We start from the raw sequence: 15,878 nt of genomic DNA on the forward strand, positions 1-15,878 counted from the left end.
CACCGCGCAGGTCGGCGGCGACCGCCCGGGCCAGGGCCGCGGCCAGTTCGGCGCCGTCGGCGAATTCATGTGCATGCATCGGCAGTGGCATCGGTTCGATCACCCTCAGTCCGGCTCCGGTTTCGGCGCCCATGGCGTTACTGCGCATCCTCATGCCAGGTCCTCCCGTCGCGTTCGATCAGCGCCACCGCGGCGCTGGGGCCCCAGCCGCCGGCGGTGTACGGCTTGGGCGCATCGTGGCCGGCCTCCCAGGCGGCGCGGATCGGGTCGATCCACTGCCAGGCGGCGTCGACCTCGTCGCGGCGCATGAACAGCATCGGGTTGCCGCGCACCACGTCCATCAGCAGGCGCTCGTAGGCGTCGGGCTGGCGGCCGCCGAAGGTCTCGGCGAAGCTCAGGTCCATCGCCACCTCGCGCATGCGCATGCCGCCCGGCCCCGGCACCTTGTTCATCAGCCACAGCTTCACGCCCTCGTCGGGCTGCAGCCGGATCACCAGTTTGTTCGGCGCCAGCGGACTGGCACTGCCGTCGGCGGGGTCGCCGAAGATCGAGTGCGGGACGCGGCGGAAGGTCACCACGATCTCGCTCATGCGCTCGGCCAGGCGCTTGCCGGTGCGCAGGTAGAACGGCACCCCGGCCCAGCGCCAGTTCTGCACCTCGGCCTTGATCGCGACGAAGGTCTCGGTGTGCGAGGGCCCGCCCAGCTCGTCCAGGTAGCCCGGCACCGCCTGGCCGTCGACCGCGCCGGCGCGGTACTGGCCGCGCACGGTCATCTGGGAGGCGTTGCCGTTGCCGATCGGGCGCAGCGCGCGCAGCACCTTCAGCTTCTCGTCGCGGATCGCGTCGGCGGCGAGCGAGGCCGGCGGCTCCATCGCCACCAGGCACAACAGCTGCAACAGGTGGTTCTGGACCATGTCGCGCAGCGCGCCGGACTTGTCGTAGTAGGCGGCGCGGCCCTCGACGCCGACGGTCTCGGCGACGGTGATCTGCACGTGGTCGATGTGCTCGGCCTTCCACAGCGGTTCGAACAGCGCGTTGCCGAAGCGCAGCGCGGTCAGGTTCTGCACCGTCTCCTTGCCCAGGTAGTGGTCGATGCGGAATACCTGCGACTCCTCGAACACCCGGCCCAGCGCCTCGTTGATCACCTGCGCGCTGGCGCCGTCCTTGCCGATCGGCTTTTCCACCACCACCCGGGTGCCGCCGCCGGCCAGTCCGACCGAAGCCAGACGGTCGGCGACGTTGGCGAACAACGACGGGCCGACCGCGAGGTAGAACACCCGCACCCGGTCCGGGCCGTGGCCGATCTCCTCGGCGAACGCCGGCCAGCCGTCCTCGCTGGCGAGGTCGAGCTGGCGGTAGTGCAACAGGGCCAGGAAGGCGTCGACCGCTTCGGCCACGCGCGGATCGGCGGCGGCGATGCCGGCGACCGCCTCGCGCACCCGCTCGCGGTACGCCTCATCGCTGCGGGCGTCGCGGGCGACGCCGTAGATGCGGGTACCGGTGCCGATCTGGCCGTCGACGAAGCGGTGCAGCAACGCCGGCAGCAGCTTGCGCATGGCCAGGTCGCCGGTGCCGCCGAAGATCACCAGGTCGAACGGGGCCATCGGGACAACCGGAACGGGGGGCGAGGCGTGCAGGGTCATGTTCGGGCTCGTGGGGTGCCGCCGCGCGGGCGGACCGACTGGTCTGGAGGTGGTCATGGAATCTGTCGTGCGATCGACAATACCACTGCGATACCAATCCAGCAAATCCGGCCTGGGAACGCCCTTCACAAGCCAGAACAGGGGCTTTGTTGCCCCAACTGGTTTGTTACTGGTATCTTTCAGGTATGCAGGACTATCTGCTCAACGAATACCAGCGTCAGGTCGCCGCGCGTCGCGCGCCGGCCTACCAGCACCTGCGCCGGACCCTCCAGCACGCGATCGAGAACGGCTCGCTGACCGCCGGCCAGGCCCTGCCCGGCGAGCGCGAACTGGCGCGCCTGCTGGCGCTGTCGCGGGTGACCGTGCGCAAGGCGATCGCCGGCCTGGTCGCCGACGGCCTGGTGACCCAGCGCCAGGGCGCCGGCACCTTCGTCGCCGAGCGCATCGTCAAGTCGTTCTCGGCGCTGACCAGCTTCACCGACGACCTGCGCGCGCGCGGGCTGGACCCGCGTTCGGAGTTCCTGGAGCGCGGCACCGGCGAGGTCACCCCCGAGGAGGCGATGGCGTTGAACCTCTCCCCCGGGGCCCAGGTGATCCGCTACTACCGGCTGCGCACCGCGGGCGGCTCCGGCGAAAACCGTACCGCGCTGGCGCTGGAGCGCACGGTGGTGCCGGCCGAGGTGCTGTCCGACCCGGCCCTGGTCGAGAATTCGCTGTACGCCGCCTTCGACAAGCTCGGCCTGCGCCCGGTGCGCGCGCTGCAACGGTTGCGCGCGATCGCCTTCGACGCCGAGCAGGCGCGGCTGATGCGCCTGCCCGAGGGCAGCCCGGGACTGTTCATCGAACGCCGCACCTTCCTCGACGACGGCCGCGTCGCCGAGTTCACCCGGTCCTTCTACCGCGGCGATGCCTACGACTTCGTCGCCGAACTGCATACGGAGTGATGCCTTGAACGCCGCCGCCGATCCGACCGCCCTGTCCGCCCGGCCGCTGCGCGCCGAGGACACCCTGATGTTCGCCGAGGCCGCCGAGACCGCCGACGCGGTCGCGCGCCAGTTCGCCGCCAACGCCGACACCCTCGATGCCCTGGCCGAACGCCTGCGCGCCGATCCGCCGCGCTTCATCGTCACCTGCGCGCGCGGCAGTTCCGACCACGCCGCGACCTACGGCAAGTACCTGTTCGAGACCACCCTGGGCCTGGTCACCGCCTCGGCCTCGCCGTCGATCGGCTCGGTCTACGCGATCCGGCCGAAGATGGAGGGCGCGCTGTTCGTGGCGATCTCGCAGTCGGGCAAGAGCCCGGACCTGCTGCGCAACGCCGAGATCGCCAAGGCCGCCGGCGCCCACGTGGTCGCCCTGGTCAATGTCGCCGACTCGCCGCTGGCGGCGCTGGCCGACACCGTGGTGCCGCTGCACGCCGGCCCCGAGCGCAGCGTCGCCGCGACCAAGAGCTATCTGTGCTCACTGGCCGCACTGCTGCAGCTGACCGCGCGCTGGAGCGGCGACACGGCCCTGCGCGAAGCCGAACGCGGCCTGCCCGCGGCGCTGCGCCAGGCCTGGGCGCAGGACTGGTCGGCGGTGGTCGACGTCCTCCGGGACGCGCGCAACCTGTTCGTGCTCGGTCGCGGGCTGGGCCTGGGCGCGGCCCAGGAAGCCGCGCTCAAGTTCAAGGAAACCAGCGGCCTGCACGCGGAGGCGTTCTCCTCGGCCGAGGTCAAGCACGGTCCGATGGCGATCGTCGGCCCCGGCTTCCCGGTGCTGGCCTTCGCCCAGGACGACGACACCGGCGCCGGCACCGCCGCGGTCGCCGAAGAGTTCCGCGGTCGTGGCGCGCCGGTGTGGCTGGCCGCGCCCGGCCAGGCCGCCGGCGACGGGCACCTGCCGCTGGCCGCCTCGCCGCATCCGGCGGTGACCCCGCTGCTGACCGTGCAGTCGTTCTACCGCGCGGTGAACGCACTGGCGGTCGCGCGCGGCCACAATCCCGACCTGCCGCCGCATCTGAACAAGGTCACCGAGACGGTCTGAAGCCCAACGCCCCTACGGGTCGCTTCTGCGTACGACACTCACCACGACGACACCGCCATGTCCACCCTCGCCTTCCACAACGGTCCGATCCTTACCGAACGCGGATTCGCCGACGGCCTGTGCGTGATCGTCGAAGACGGCCGGATCGCCGCGATCCTGCCGGGCGGCGCCCCTCGTGGCAGCGAGGCGGTCGACCTGCGGGGCCGGCACCTGGTGCCGGGCTTCATCGACACCCAGGTCAACGGCGGCGGCGACGTGCTGTTGAACGACACACCGACCGTCGACGGCGTGCGCCGGATCGCCGAAGCGCACCGGCGTTTCGGCACCACCGGCATGTTGCCGACCCTGATCAGCGACGACGTGGCGGTGATGGTCGAGGCGATCGCCGCGGTGCGCGGGGCGATCCAGGCCGGCGTCCCGGGGATACTCGGCATCCACCTGGAAGGCCCGTACCTGGCCGAGGCGCGCAAGGGCGTGCACGACCCGGAAAAGTTCCATACTCCCGACCCGGCCGAACTCGACCGGATCGCCTCGCTCGACAACGGCCGTACCGTGCTGACCGTGGCCCCGGAACGCTTCGACGCGGCCACCCTGCGCGCACTGAGCGCGCGCGGGGTGATCCTCAGCGCCGGCCACACCGCCGCCGACTACGCGACGATGCGCGCCGGCCTGGACGCCGGCATCCGCGGCGTGACCCACCTGTTCAACGCGATGACGCCGATGAACAGCCGCGAGCCCGGCGGCGTCGGCGCCGCGCTCGACGACCCCAACGCCTGGTGCGGGCTGATCGTCGACGGCCACCACGTCCACGACGCCAGCCTGCGGATCGCGATCGCCGCCCGTCCGCGCGGCAAGATGATCCTGGTCACCGACGCGATGCCCCCGGTCGGCGGCGAACGCGACACCTTCGAGCTCTACGGCGAGACCATGACCTGCCGCGAGGGCCTGTGCGGCACCGCCGACGGCACCCTCGCCGGCTCCGCGCTGGACATGGCCAGCGCCGTACGCAACACGGTCAGACGCCTCGGCCTGCCACTGGACGAAGCCTGCCGGATGGCCTCGCAATACCCGGCCGATTTCCTCGGCCTGGATGCCGACCACGGCCGCATCGCGGTCGGCTGTCGCGCCGACCTGGCGATGCTGGACGACGACATCACCGTGCAGGGCACCTGGATCGGCGGCCAGGCCTGAACGCCACCGGACGCACATCTTCGTAGGCGGCGTAAGCCGCGATCCCCGGGCTGCGCCCGGGAATCCCCAAAGTTTGCTGCGCAAACCTATGGGCCCCGCCGTTGCGCTGCCACACCCTTATTCGCGCTATGCGCGAATCGCCCCCTGACTCAGGGGGGTGGGTGCATGGCGAAGGCAAACGCTCTTCGTAGGAGCGGCGTCAGCCGCGATGGAGCTTTCTCGGGATGGGCCGGTCGCGGCTTACGCCACTCCTACGGCCTGGGCCACGCCGCGCTTCCGTAGCCAATCGGCCACCTCGGTCCTGTCGTGCTCCAGAGCGACCTGCTCCGGCGTCCTGCCCTTGTGATCCCGCATTCCCGGGTCGGCCCCGTATCTGATCAACGCCCTTACTGCGCCAAGCCCACCCCAGCCGCTGGCCCAGTGCAAATGGGGTCATTCCGGTATCGCTGGCGGCCACATTCGGATTGGCGCCCGCGCGCAACAATACACGCAGTGCCGTTGCATTACCGTGCGATGCGGCGCCATGCAACGGCGACTCGCCGGTGTCGTCAAGAACCTCGATGTCGTGACCCCGGCGTATCAACCGCCGCAGCCGCTTGTGCGCACCGACCCAGGCTTCGCCGTGCATCGGGGTCTCGGCTTCGCCCCGCCTGGCCGATGCGTTTTCGTAGCCGCTTGGAGAACGCCGTCTACTCATGATGTCTGGTCTCACCGTGACTCCAGGCCGATATCTGTTCCGGTGTCCTCACACCGCCGGTCGCGGCTCACGCCGCTCCTACCTATCGCGGGCGTGCTCAATCCGCGCTTGCCTCGGGCCGGCAGCCGGTGCCTTTCACGACCACCCCGTTCACCACGTCCTCGCAACCCCGGTACGGCAGCGCGACCGACAGCGTGAAACGCCCATCGACCGGTTTGCCGCCACAGGTCGCCTGCACATAGGTCGAACTGCCTGCAATCCGCAGTGCGTCCCTGTCCAGGCTCCTGGAGCCGCTGGAACGCGCGACCCTGACCGCCTGGAACCCGGGCGCCGAATCCGGCGTCACCACGACCTCGAGCAGGGTCACCGCCTTGGGCGCCGCAGGCCACTGGCGTTCGGCCGCTTCGATCGCCGAGGTGTCCAGCTCAAGCAGTTCGGGGCCGACGTAATCCTTGCATCCGCTCTCCGACAGCGCCTGCGCGTCGCTGTCGAAGGCGGCGAGCGACACGCCGCACAACACGGCGAAGGCCATGCCCGACGCCCGGATGGGTCGCTTCGTTGCGGACATCAACAGATCCACAGCAGCACCCCGTCGCCGCGTCCGGCGGCATCGCGATAGAACCGCCGCAGCTCGCGGTAGTGTTCGAGCAGATAGTCCAGGGCCTCGTTGCCGTCCCTGACCCAGATGCTGTCCGGGTAGACACCGGCCGCCTCCATGGCCTGCGGCGCATAGCGCGCGCGCAGCTCCGACACGTCGATCAGGGCATCGGCGATCGTCCTCACCCGCTCCGCCCGCAGCAGCCGTGCCGGACCGTAGCCCATGTCATCGCCGATCGGCTCGCCACCCAGGATCGCCTGGCCCAATGGTCCGGCGCCGGGATCGGCGCTGCCGTGGAGCAGGTAGTGGATACCGTGCCAGGCCTTGTCGACGTCGATGGAATTGTCCGGATCGCCGTCGCCATCGTCCGGATAGAGATACCCCTCGATCCGGCCCGGATCGGCCTCCAGCTCGGCAAGCGTCTTGGTGTCGACCGCGGCAAAGCATCCTGCCATTCCCATCAGACTTCTCCTTGTTGAAAGACATTCCGGTCCGGACCGGCCGCGCCCCACTCGCGCAGGCGGCGGTTGGCCACCTCCGCCGACAGCGCACCGAGGCGCTGAAGGTGCCAGACCAGATGGATCGCAAGCAACTGCAGATGGCCCTGGGCGATCGTTTCGATCGCGGGGGTGCGCGCCGACAGCACGAACCGATGCCGCCCGAACGGCGATCGCGAGCGCCAAGGAACACGCGCCTCGCCGACATTCCGTGCACACCGATGTCGCGGAACACCGCTCGTCGGCGCATGCGCCTGCGACGCGCCGGCTGCCGGCAGCGCGCGCTACCCTTGGCGAGCCCGGCCCCGGCCATCGCCACGCGCCCGGGGCCACGAGGCGTCCGCAAGGGATCCGGAAGGAGCCGCCGATGTTTCGCCATGGATTTCGCCACGGAACCGTGAGCTCGATCTCCCGTCGTACAGGGCCTCGCACCTGGGCGGCCCTGGCCCTGGTACTGACGTGCTCCGCCGGCATCGCCGCGCCACCGCCGCGACCGACCGGCCCGCCCACGCTGCGGCTGTCTCCGGCCGCGATCGAAGCGCTGCGCGCGCAGGTACCCGAGGCGACGCTGGCCTTCCACCAATCCGGCGAGATCCGTCGCCAGATCGACAGCGTCTACATCGACCCGGCCGGTCGCGCGCATGGCGTCGCCTTCGAAAGCAATCTCGGCCGCGATGCAAGGATCGCCCGGGTGCGCTGGCAGGTCGCCCGTGCCCCGTTCCATGGCGATGTCGACCATCCGGTCGGGCTGCTGCTCAGCGGCGACAGCGATCAGCGGGTGTTCGAGGTCGATTTCGCCGAGGTCGCGCGCAAGGCCGGACTCGCCAACGCCCCCAAGGCCGGCGCGGCGCGGATGAGCCCGGCGGCGGCGGTCGCACGTCGCTCCGGGCTTGAACGCAGGGTCGCCGTTCCCGACACCCCGCCGGATACGCCGACCGCCGGCACCCCCGCCCTCTCGCGTGGGGAGGTCAGCGGTACCCTCGCCTCGCTGCGCCTGCTCAATCCGCCGCGTTTCTACGTGCGTGCGATACCGGTGAGCGCCAGCGGGGCGGTGTCGGGACGGCCCTCGCCCGGCCTGCCGGTGATCTGGGCCGCGGCCCCGGTCCCGGCGACCGACATGTCGAGTTTCGAGGTCGTCTCCAGCGTCCCGTTCGACCTGCGGGTCACCGCGTTCCGCTATGTGCCGTCGGTGACCACCGAGAACTGGCCGGCCGGTTGCGAACCGATCCCGCGCGACGAGGGCAAGGATGCGCTCGACGTGATCGGCGAGGCGCCGGGCGCCGTCGTCGACCTGGTGAACTGGGCATCGGAAGCCTATTCCGACCTCAAGAAGATGGTCGTCTCGGTGATGGCCTCGCTGCTGCCTTTCGTGCCCGAGAGCGTGGTGTCGCTGGCCCTGGATTCGGCGCTGGCGGCGGCCGGCCTGCCGCCGTCGATCCCCAACGTCGACGCGCTGATGGAGGGCGGCGCCGACTATCTGGCCGTGCAGATGGCCGCGCAGATCCCGACTCCGGCCTCCGGCCCGCTGGCCGAGATGGCCGCCGACGAGGCGCGCCGGCAGATCCGCGACAGGACCAAGGAAGCGCTGCTGGAAGCGGCCCAGGACATCGCCCGCCAGCGCGCCGCCGCCGCCCGCTGGTGCACGCGCCACATCAGCGAACCGTATTTCGAGGTCACCGTCCGCAACGCCGGCAGCGCCGCCGCCGAACAGGTCGGCCTGCACGTCAGCGACTCGGCCGGCCTGTTCGAGAAAGTCACCCTGCCAATCGAGCGCATCGAGGCGGGCGAGCAACTGGTGCTCCCGGTCGCCTATCGCCAGGCCAAGGACATCCCGGTCCGCTACGTCTCGCAGATACCGCGCATCGATCGCGCCAATGCCAGGAGCGCGTGGTGGGATCGCTACCAGTCCACGCCGCTGTCGTTCCAGTTCGCGCTGCCGCAGCGCCGCGACTGCTACGGCGACGGCCGCTGTCAGGCCTCGATGCGGATCGCCTACACCACCCCGACCCGGCTCTGGGACAACGGTCCGCCGTTCATGATGCTGCAGCAGAGCCAGTAGCCGGAAGACCATGGGCCTGCGACTTTCCCGGCCCCTCGGGAGGGTCTACCCTGCTCCCGGTTTCCACCCCGCCCCTGCTAGCCAATGCCGCCGATCAAGATCCTCGACATCTATTTCGTCCTGGCGACGACGGCCAAGCTGGCGCTTCTGCTGTCCGGGCACGACTGGAAGCACGCGGCGGCATTCCTGGCGGCGAGCCTGCTGATCTACTGGCACTGGCATCACTTCAAGCACGACCAGGACATGCACTGGGGCCCGCTCTTCAACGGCGCCTACGAGGGCGGCGCCAATCAGGCCGAGCGCCGCAACATGATCGGGTGCCTGTTCGCATTCCACGCCGTGCTGCTGTTCGTCGCCTGAAACAGGCGCCCGGGCCCGGCCGGGCAAGCGCTCGCGGTCGCATCCTTCGGGGCCGGCACGCCGTCCGCCCATAGCAACCACCCCGCCACCGCGACATTGACCACGACGGTGACCCAGAACATCGCCTGAAACGAAGTCTTCGCGGTCTTGTGGCGGAACTGCTGCTGGGCGATCAGGGCGCCGGGCCATCCGCCCAGCAGGTCGAACAGATGCAGGGTCTTCTCCGGCGTACGCCACGCGCCCCGACCGGCGGCGGCCTTGTCCCATCCGTACAGGACCAGGGACACGCCGCTGGCGACGAAGTAGGCGATCGCGACGGCGCGCGGGACCACCCCGACCAGGGCGGCGGCGGCCAGGAGCAGCAGGGCGACCACCGCGATCGCGGTCCGCGGCAGCCCCCGACGATCCGCGCCGTCCCTGCCGGCGTTGCGCCTGCCTCTGTTTGCTTTACCCGAAGACATGCGATCCCTCTCCCAGACGCTGGGCCAGCGCGGTCAGCGACAGGACCATCACCAGCCCCAGGCCCGCCGCGCCGATCGTCAGCCACACGCGCAGGCCGCACAGGGCAGCGGCCGCCGGGCTGTCGCCCGATATCGCCGCCGACAACCGCGTCATATGACGCCCGACGAAGAAGCCGATCAGCCCCAGCAGCGCGTAGATCGAGGCGACCACCAGACTGATCGCCAGCACCTTGCCGGGCCCGGCCCGGACGCCATCGCCGGCAACGATCAGGGCATTGGCCCAGCACAGCGCGCTGACCAGCGGGAACAGGATTCTCACCATGCGTTAACACCTCTGGCGATGCGCAAAAGCCCGTCGACGATGGAAGTCGCCAACCGCAATGACCGTCCCGAGCGTATCAACCGCATCCACCGGGCCCTCGCATTCCGTCATGACATGCCCCCTCATTCTCACTGCCTGCCCATGCCTCGCGGAAGCAGGGCCTGAATTCCGCGGCGACTGCGTTGATCGTGATGCCCCCTTTTTCGGAGAGGCATCATGAACAGAGTATCGCTTTGGACAATCGTGCTTTCGGGCGCGGCGCTGGTGGCTTCGCCCGCCGTGTTGGCCGACGACAAGGACGCGACCGACGCGGCGCTGATCGCGCGGGCCATGAGCGCGGGACCGATGCAGATCGCCGCGCAGGCGAAGATCATGGACCACGACGGCAGCGTGCTGCGGGAAGGCTCCAACGGCTGGACCTGCATGCCGAGCATGGGCCCGGGCATGGACGTGCCGATGTGCAACGACGCGACCTGGATGGCCTTCATGCAGGCGTTCGCGCACAGGCAGGCGCCGAACCCGGTCAGTGTCGGCATCTCCTACATGTTCGGCGGCGACATCGCGACCAACAACGACGACCCGTTCGACACCACCCAGGACCCGGGCGAACCCTGGGTGACCGAGGGCCCGCACATCATGGTGATCGTCCCGGACCCCGAGTCCTCGCTCAAGGACATGACCAACGACCCCGACGCGGGCGGTCCATACGTGATGTACAAGAACACCCCGTACGCGCACATCATGATCCCGACCGGTCCGCGCCCGGTCGCCACGGACAAATAAGCCGGCCTGTGCGCTCCGCCTCGCGGGACGTCGATCCGCAAGGACCGATCGCGCCGACCCGCGACGTCCATCCGGTTGCGGACCCGGACGGACCTCAGCCCGCGATGCGGCGTCGCGCCCGCTCCAGCGAATGGCGGAGGAGTGCTTCGACCGTGGGGACAAGCTCCGCGTCCGGATTGATGATCGACACCCAGCCGCTCGGTCCGTACAGCGGATGCGGAAAGAGCCGGTTCAGCGCGGCGCAGTCGAACCGGTCGCGGTGGTTCTCCAGCTCGTTGGGCTTGAATCCGAACAACGCCTCGAACTCCTCCCTGCCGGTCTCGATGTTGAGCCGATACAGTCCACCGCGGTTCAGATCCGACTCGCTGTCGAATCCGGTGTAGTCCTTGGTCACGATCGTCGTGAAGGGCATCTTCCTTGGTTCGCCGTCCTTGTCGCGCACATGGAAGAAGGTGTCGCCCCATGCGATCTCCGGGCTGCCGTCTCCGGGGCCGGCGATCTGGATATGGACGGAAGCGTCGCTGCCCAGCAGCGCGCGAATGTCATCTTGGGTCATGGTCGGATCGTCCGATCAGGCTGTTGAAGCGGACCCGCAGCCTGACACCCGGACGGCAACGAGTCGAGAAGCGAAGCCGGTAGACCTACGGAGGACCTGTTCCCTCTTCTTCCCTAGCCGCCGTCGGGCTGCCGGATCACCCCGTAGTCCTCGAAAACGGGGATCAGGCAGAGCCAGACGATCGCAAGCGCCACCAGAAGCTGTCCAACCACATCGATGAGCCACGAGTGGTCGGGGAATAGCAGCATCAACGCATCCAGCACGACGCGCGCCACCAAGCCCGCCCCTATGCCCATGGCGACCCGCAGTGTGGCTTTCAACCCTCGATGTAGCCTCCTGGCCGCCACGGTCGCGCTACCAGAACTGCAAGGGGGCGAGGAGACGTCCGGTATTGGGGACGGTGGCAATCATGCCTCTCGAACGGTGAAAGCCGCTCCCTACCCTTGCTTGAATCAACGAATCCCGCATTGGATGCTCCTGTCCCGGGAACGGTATTCGACCCAGGGCCCGTCGAACGACATGTACTGGATCCGGGTGGCATCGCTGCCATCGGTCGGCTCAACGGCGTATTCGATATCTCCGGGACGATCGGGCGACAGATGCATGACGTAGGTGTCCTGTTCTCGCTCAAACCTCATCGGGTAGCCCTTGTCCAGGCCCAGCAAGCGGACATCCTGCGAGTCGAGCATATCGGGCAGGCGTCCGTGCCTGGACTGGAAGTTCTGGAACTTGTGATCGATGCTCAGCGCCTGCCAGTAGCCCCGCGGAAAGTAGGTACACGGTAGGTACGCGCCGACCAGGGAGTGCCCGATCTTGGCAAGAACCAGGGCTGCGATGAACATCATTGAATACTTGACGGTCTTCATGGCTTTTCGGCACCCGCCTCAAGAATCGCACACCCACGAATGGACTTGCGTCTGAATGGTGCCTCGATCCACGGCGTGGGGCGACGGTCCGCCTTGCCGATGCGTTCCGTTTGCCGAAGCCTGGGGCGAAAGCACTTCGCAGCTCACATGCCTCATGCCGCTGACCACGCCCCTGTCGCTATGGGTTAGCGCACGGCCGGACAACGCGCAGGCCTGCTCACTAACCGGCTACTCCGCGTCCGGCACCCTGCAGAACCACTCTCCGAACCCCAGCTCCGGGATCAGCACCCGGTAGCAGTTTCCGTCGAGTCTTACCTCGCGCAGCACGAGCTCTCCGGCGACGAGGCGACTGACCTGGAAGACAGGACCCTTGCGGGAGACGACCTGCCAGGGCTCCCATGCCACGCTCTCCGGCGACTGGTCGGGGAAGTACGCGCGCGAGTACTTCTCGCGCGTCTCCACAACCAACTTGCCGAAGAAGTCGTTGCGAAACAGCAGACGCTGCTTCTCCGTCAACCGCACGCTCTTCTCCATCTCGGGGAGCGTCCGTGCGGCATCCGATCGCCAGCGACCGCACAGCTCGAAGGCCCCGGCGGCGCTGGAGGGCCATGCGGCCGCCAACAGCAGGATCAGCGGTATCGATCTCATTCGACAGAGGCCCGTAGCGGATCGGTCCACTGGCAACCGCACGGCATCGTCATGCGGCCGGCGCCCGATGCCGGATCCATGCCAGCCAGACCAGGCAGCCCAGCAATCCGGCGGAGACAAGAATCGGCGCATCGAAGACGCGGCCGTTGGCGAAGACGAACACCAGGAAGGCCAGGGGCACCAGCGTCATGCAAAGCGCCATGCCCGGGGAGCGAGGCGCGCGGCTGATCGTGAGCCCGATGCAGAGCATCAGCAGCGCCAACAGCGCCGCCGCGCCGAAGGCCGCCAGCCGGCCCAGGCCGAACAGCCCCAGCGCGTCCAATGCCAGCAACCCGGTCAGGATGAAGGCGCAATAGCGGATGATCGCGCGCGGCAGGCTCTCGCGCGTTTCGGCCATGCGGCGCGCCGCGGCGTCCGAGGCGGCCCGCCTCGTATCAGGGGTGTCGAGTGCATCGACGAAGTCGTCTGGTTTCACGATGCTCCGATACCCGGTTCTGGTGGGGCCGCCGAGAGGCAGCGGCTTGAATGGATGTGCACGACCTCATCCCCGGCCCGCTCGTTTCCTGGTTCCCGGCAGAACTCCGGCCAGGGTGCCGGCGACGGAAAGCAGCAGCGCGCCCAGGACAATGGGCAGGCGATACCTCGCCATGAACTGCTCCGAGGCCATGCGTCCGCACTCGTAGCCGACCGAGAACTCCTCGGTTTCCGGGCAGGTGTTCAGCGCGACAACCATCCCCGCCACGGTCAGCGAGACGAACGCCAACAACACGAACCAGAGCAGGCAGAACAGGACTCTACGCACGGTGTCCTCCTTGTGGCCAAGGCCTGGGCCATACGGTACGGCAAGTAGCCGCCGGTCCGACGGCCCCTCCGGCAGGATAAAGGCGGCCCGGACCTAGGCCATATCCCGGTGGATCCGGGTCGCCTCGACGTAGCGCAGGTAGGTGTCGCGGTGCTCGCTGAAGCGGTCCGCGCCTTCCTGGAAGGCCTTCTCGGCCTCGTCGAACTCGCCGAGCTTCAGCAGGCACTCGCCGCGGGAGAAGAACGCAGTGTGGCCGTTGGGATTGACCCGCAGCGAGGCTTCGAAGTCCGCCCGGGCCTTGTCGAACTCGCCCAGGTCCATGTGGGTGAAGCCGCGGTTGTCGATCGCCTCGTAGAACATCGGGAACAACTCCACCGCCCGCGTGTACTCCTCGATCGCCTCGGCGCCGCGGTCGCCATCGCTCAGGGCGTTCGCGGTCATGTAGTGGGCGTTCGCCTGCGACACGACCAGCTCCAGGTCCTGCCCGGTGGCCTCGATGTAGCGCGGAAAGTCGGTGTGCTTGAGGTACTCGTGGAAGCCGTCGAGCTCCTCATCGGCGACCGGGCGCGAGCACAGCACCTCGCCGTCGCGCTTGAAGCCGAGCGAATCGATCGGGACATGCCGGGCCAGCACGGTCAGGGCATCGAGCCCCTCCGCGGACGGCCGGGTGGCCGTGGGCGCGTAGCAAAGGCAATGGAAGGTCCTGCTCCCGTCCGACCACGCATCCACGGCCAGGATCCGGGTCGTCGCCCATTCGCCGTTGTCGCGCCGGGAAACGATGACATCGCCTGCTTTCAAGACTACCTCCATGTACGTGTCTGATCCGGGTCGGGGTGCGCCTGCGCACGGCGCGGCATCCGCCACGCATCCGGAGGAGTTGAGCATGTTCGGGTGGGGAAGTCGACTTTGCGCCTTGCTGTCGAGTCGGCTGTCTTCCTGCGCGAGAATAGACCCTGGCCGCTGTTCTTTTATTCGACCCACTTCCTATACGGAGCCCATGGGATCGATCCCCGCCTCTTCGAGCATACGGGCTTTCGTCTTCATGGACGGAACGAACGACGCAACCATCGCCACGCACCAATACAGATGAATCAGGACCGGTATGGGTTCAGGAATCTGCAGCTCGACAATCAGCAGCCCCAGTTGCATCGCGATCAGGAGACCCGAGACCATCAAAGTGATAGCCACGGCACCACGCCAGGTCGCGGGATCTCCCATGCCCGTCCGGCGATGGATCTCACGTCTGGCCACAACGGCAGCAAGTTTTGTCCCCAACCAAGCCAGGATCGCGTAATACAGCGTCACTTCCGCGACTACAAGTGCGATTTTCACTTCCATGCAATCGCCCACTCGCCGTTGTCGCGCCGGGAAACGATGACATCGCCTGCTTTCAAGACTACCTCCATGTACGTGTCTGATCCGGGTCGGGTGCGCCTGCGCACGGCGCGGCATCCGCCACGCATCCGGAGGAGTTGAGCATGTTCGGGTGGGGAAGTCGACTACGGGCTTGCTGTCAGGCCTCAGCGTAGGTTCGCAGCATGTAAGGCTCCTGGGACCTGTCGGCGATATGTACCAGCAGTGTCCGTTGCAACTCGACTTCACTGTGAAAGGCGTGACGCTTGGAGAAAGAAAAAACGTCGGATAGCGATTCGTGCTCATGCCATGAGGTCATGACGAGCTGGTCGTCCGGAATCTCGCCATAGCCAAGAATCCGAAGGCTCGCCAGATCAACGGAATCATCCCAGTAGCCGCAGTCACGTCCCCAGGCCATCATGGAAAGGCAGCCGGAGCGGACAAGCCAATCGCTCACCGCCATCTGCCACTCCAGCGGAACGATCTGCTCCACCATCACTACCGCGCGAAACGGCGAGGGCCCGCCCAAGTCAGGCGGAGTCGAGCCGCCAGGTAGGTGCAAGTAGACCGGAACGTCTGACATGGGGCCTATCGTTTGGATTGAGTGGAACCGCCAGGCATCGTCTGCTCGACCAGCCCCGCGATGGCGTCTTTCCGGGCCGCCGCCATGCTTCTGGGCGTCTCGCCAAATTCGGAGCGAATGTCCGGATTGGCGCCCGCCAGCAGGAGCGCTTCCGCGATGTCCACTCGCCCCTGGTGGATGGCAAGGTGCAGCGGCGTCTGGCCCATGTCGCCAATCGCATTGACGTCTGCGCCGGCCTCGATCAGGGCCTTGGCGCCGTCGAAATCCCTGCGCCATAGCAATACATGCAGTGGCGTATCGTTCTCGTAGCTGCGGCTGTCCATACTCACGCGGCGGCAGCCACCGTCGGCGGGAAACAGGACATCGGACGTGGACTGCAGAATTTCCTCGATGGTGCGCATGGCTTGTCCATTGAGCGGTTGGGGGTATGGGTG

Annotated in this window: 23 protein-coding genes and 1 pseudogene; 6 read left to right on the plus strand and 18 right to left on the minus strand. The window is 68.1% G+C overall.

Annotated features, from left to right (window positions below; translation table 11 throughout):
* Positions 1-137: 137 nt before the first annotated feature.
* A complete protein-coding gene (zwf, locus tag FKV24_RS04870) occupies positions 138-1,604 on the minus strand; it encodes a glucose-6-phosphate dehydrogenase (RefSeq protein WP_141481610.1) in 1,467 nt (488 codons plus the stop codon).
* A gap of 224 nt (positions 1,605-1,828) precedes the next feature.
* Here zwf and FKV24_RS04875 point away from each other — a divergent pair, with 224 nt between their 5' ends.
* The 3 genes from FKV24_RS04875 (at position 1,829) to nagA (ending at position 4,859) form a co-directional block, all read left to right on the plus strand.
* Positions 1,829-2,587: a GntR family transcriptional regulator gene (locus FKV24_RS04875; RefSeq protein ID WP_111267817.1), complete on the plus strand. Its 759-nt coding sequence runs from the start codon at positions 1,829-1,831 to the stop codon at positions 2,585-2,587.
* 67 nt (positions 2,588-2,654) lie between these two features.
* Entirely contained in the window at positions 2,655-3,668 is a 1,014-nt protein-coding gene (locus FKV24_RS04880; RefSeq protein WP_141481611.1) for an SIS domain-containing protein, read from the plus strand.
* A 57-nt stretch (positions 3,669-3,725) separates the two neighbouring features.
* Entirely contained in the window at positions 3,726-4,859 is a 1,134-nt protein-coding gene (gene nagA / locus FKV24_RS04885) for an N-acetylglucosamine-6-phosphate deacetylase (RefSeq protein ID WP_141481575.1), read from the plus strand.
* A gap of 240 nt (positions 4,860-5,099) precedes the next feature.
* Here nagA and FKV24_RS20195 read toward each other — a convergent pair whose 3' ends face one another.
* The 5 genes and pseudogenes from FKV24_RS20195 to FKV24_RS04910 form a co-directional block, all read right to left on the minus strand.
* Positions 5,100-5,285, minus strand: a complete 186-nt coding sequence (locus tag FKV24_RS20195) for an ankyrin repeat domain-containing protein (RefSeq protein ID WP_141481576.1) — start codon at positions 5,283-5,285, stop codon at positions 5,100-5,102.
* 10 nt (positions 5,286-5,295) lie between these two features.
* Positions 5,296-5,556: pseudogene (locus FKV24_RS20200) on the minus strand (ankyrin repeat domain-containing protein); the annotation flags it as partial.
* A gap of 97 nt (positions 5,557-5,653) precedes the next feature.
* Entirely contained in the window at positions 5,654-6,124 is a 471-nt protein-coding gene (locus tag FKV24_RS04900) for an energy transducer TonB (RefSeq protein WP_141481577.1), read from the minus strand.
* Positions 6,124-6,615, minus strand: a complete 492-nt coding sequence (locus FKV24_RS04905) for a YfbM family protein (protein ID WP_141481578.1) — start codon at positions 6,613-6,615, stop codon at positions 6,124-6,126. The genes FKV24_RS04900 and FKV24_RS04905 overlap by 1 nt, the downstream gene beginning before the upstream one ends.
* Positions 6,615-6,800 carry a hypothetical protein gene (locus tag FKV24_RS04910; protein WP_141481579.1) on the minus strand — a complete coding sequence of 62 codons (186 nt, stop codon included), beginning with the start codon at positions 6,798-6,800 and terminating at the stop codon, positions 6,615-6,617. Before FKV24_RS04910 ends, FKV24_RS04905 begins: the two co-directional genes overlap by 1 nt.
* A gap of 248 nt (positions 6,801-7,048) precedes the next feature.
* Here FKV24_RS04910 and FKV24_RS04915 point away from each other — a divergent pair, with 248 nt between their 5' ends.
* Together FKV24_RS04915 and FKV24_RS04920 are read left to right on the plus strand one after the other, a co-directional pair.
* Positions 7,049-8,710, plus strand: a complete 1,662-nt coding sequence (locus FKV24_RS04915; RefSeq protein WP_141481580.1) for a hypothetical protein — start codon at positions 7,049-7,051, stop codon at positions 8,708-8,710.
* Positions 8,711-8,794: 84 nt separating this feature from the next.
* Positions 8,795-9,070, plus strand: a complete 276-nt coding sequence (locus FKV24_RS04920) for a hypothetical protein (RefSeq protein ID WP_111267824.1) — start codon at positions 8,795-8,797, stop codon at positions 9,068-9,070.
* Here FKV24_RS04920 and FKV24_RS04925 read toward each other — a convergent pair.
* Together FKV24_RS04925 and FKV24_RS04930 are read right to left on the minus strand one after the other, a co-directional pair.
* Positions 9,001-9,444 (minus strand): DUF1294 domain-containing protein, encoded by a 444-nt coding sequence (locus tag FKV24_RS04925; protein WP_249040926.1) that lies wholly within the window; start codon positions 9,442-9,444, stop codon positions 9,001-9,003. The genes FKV24_RS04920 and FKV24_RS04925 overlap by 70 nt on opposite strands.
* A 73-nt stretch (positions 9,445-9,517) precedes the next feature.
* Positions 9,518-9,853: a hypothetical protein gene (locus FKV24_RS04930; RefSeq protein WP_141481582.1), complete on the minus strand. Its 336-nt coding sequence runs from the start codon at positions 9,851-9,853 to the stop codon at positions 9,518-9,520.
* Positions 9,854-10,069: 216 nt separating this feature from the next.
* On the opposite strand from FKV24_RS04930, the gene FKV24_RS04935 reads away from it, so the two are divergent.
* Positions 10,070-10,636: a hypothetical protein gene (locus tag FKV24_RS04935; protein WP_141481583.1), complete on the plus strand. Its 567-nt coding sequence runs from the start codon at positions 10,070-10,072 to the stop codon at positions 10,634-10,636.
* 94 nt (positions 10,637-10,730) lie between these two features.
* Here FKV24_RS04935 and FKV24_RS04940 read toward each other — a convergent pair whose 3' ends face one another.
* The 10 genes from FKV24_RS04940 to FKV24_RS04985 all read right to left on the minus strand — a co-directional run bounded on the left by FKV24_RS04940 (position 10,731) and on the right by FKV24_RS04985 (position 15,845).
* Complete coding sequence (locus FKV24_RS04940; protein ID WP_141481584.1) at positions 10,731-11,192, minus strand: DUF6194 family protein; 462 nt, start codon at positions 11,190-11,192, stop codon at positions 10,731-10,733.
* 113 nt (positions 11,193-11,305) lie between these two features.
* Entirely contained in the window at positions 11,306-11,512 is a 207-nt protein-coding gene (locus FKV24_RS04945; RefSeq protein ID WP_141481585.1) for a hypothetical protein, read from the minus strand.
* Positions 11,513-11,644: 132 nt separating this feature from the next.
* A complete protein-coding gene (locus FKV24_RS04950) occupies positions 11,645-12,058 on the minus strand; it encodes a hypothetical protein (protein WP_141481586.1) in 414 nt (137 codons plus the stop codon).
* 228 nt (positions 12,059-12,286) lie between these two features.
* Complete coding sequence (locus FKV24_RS04955; protein WP_141481587.1) at positions 12,287-12,706, minus strand: hypothetical protein; 420 nt, start codon at positions 12,704-12,706, stop codon at positions 12,287-12,289.
* A 49-nt stretch (positions 12,707-12,755) separates the two neighbouring features.
* Positions 12,756-13,181 (minus strand): hypothetical protein, encoded by a 426-nt coding sequence (locus FKV24_RS04960; RefSeq protein WP_141481588.1) that lies wholly within the window; start codon positions 13,179-13,181, stop codon positions 12,756-12,758.
* A 66-nt stretch (positions 13,182-13,247) separates the two neighbouring features.
* Positions 13,248-13,508: a hypothetical protein gene (locus FKV24_RS04965; protein ID WP_141481589.1), complete on the minus strand. Its 261-nt coding sequence runs from the start codon at positions 13,506-13,508 to the stop codon at positions 13,248-13,250.
* Between the two features lie 93 nt (positions 13,509-13,601).
* Positions 13,602-14,306: a tetratricopeptide repeat protein gene (locus tag FKV24_RS04970; protein WP_170288215.1), complete on the minus strand. Its 705-nt coding sequence runs from the start codon at positions 14,304-14,306 to the stop codon at positions 13,602-13,604.
* Positions 14,307-14,492: 186 nt separating this feature from the next.
* Positions 14,493-14,846: a hypothetical protein gene (locus tag FKV24_RS04975; RefSeq protein ID WP_111267831.1), complete on the minus strand. Its 354-nt coding sequence runs from the start codon at positions 14,844-14,846 to the stop codon at positions 14,493-14,495.
* Positions 14,847-15,021: 175 nt separating this feature from the next.
* On the minus strand, positions 15,022-15,444 hold the full coding sequence (locus FKV24_RS04980) for a DUF7684 family protein (RefSeq protein ID WP_141481591.1): 423 nt from the start codon (positions 15,442-15,444) through the stop codon (positions 15,022-15,024).
* Positions 15,445-15,449: 5 nt separating this feature from the next.
* On the minus strand, positions 15,450-15,845 hold the full coding sequence (locus FKV24_RS04985; RefSeq protein WP_141481592.1) for an ankyrin repeat domain-containing protein: 396 nt from the start codon (positions 15,843-15,845) through the stop codon (positions 15,450-15,452).
* Positions 15,846-15,878: the final 33 nt, after the last annotated feature.

Origin of the sequence: Marilutibacter maris, from assembly GCF_006546735.2 — a bacterium.
GTDB classification, from domain to species: domain Bacteria; phylum Pseudomonadota; class Gammaproteobacteria; order Xanthomonadales; family Xanthomonadaceae; genus Marilutibacter; species Marilutibacter maris.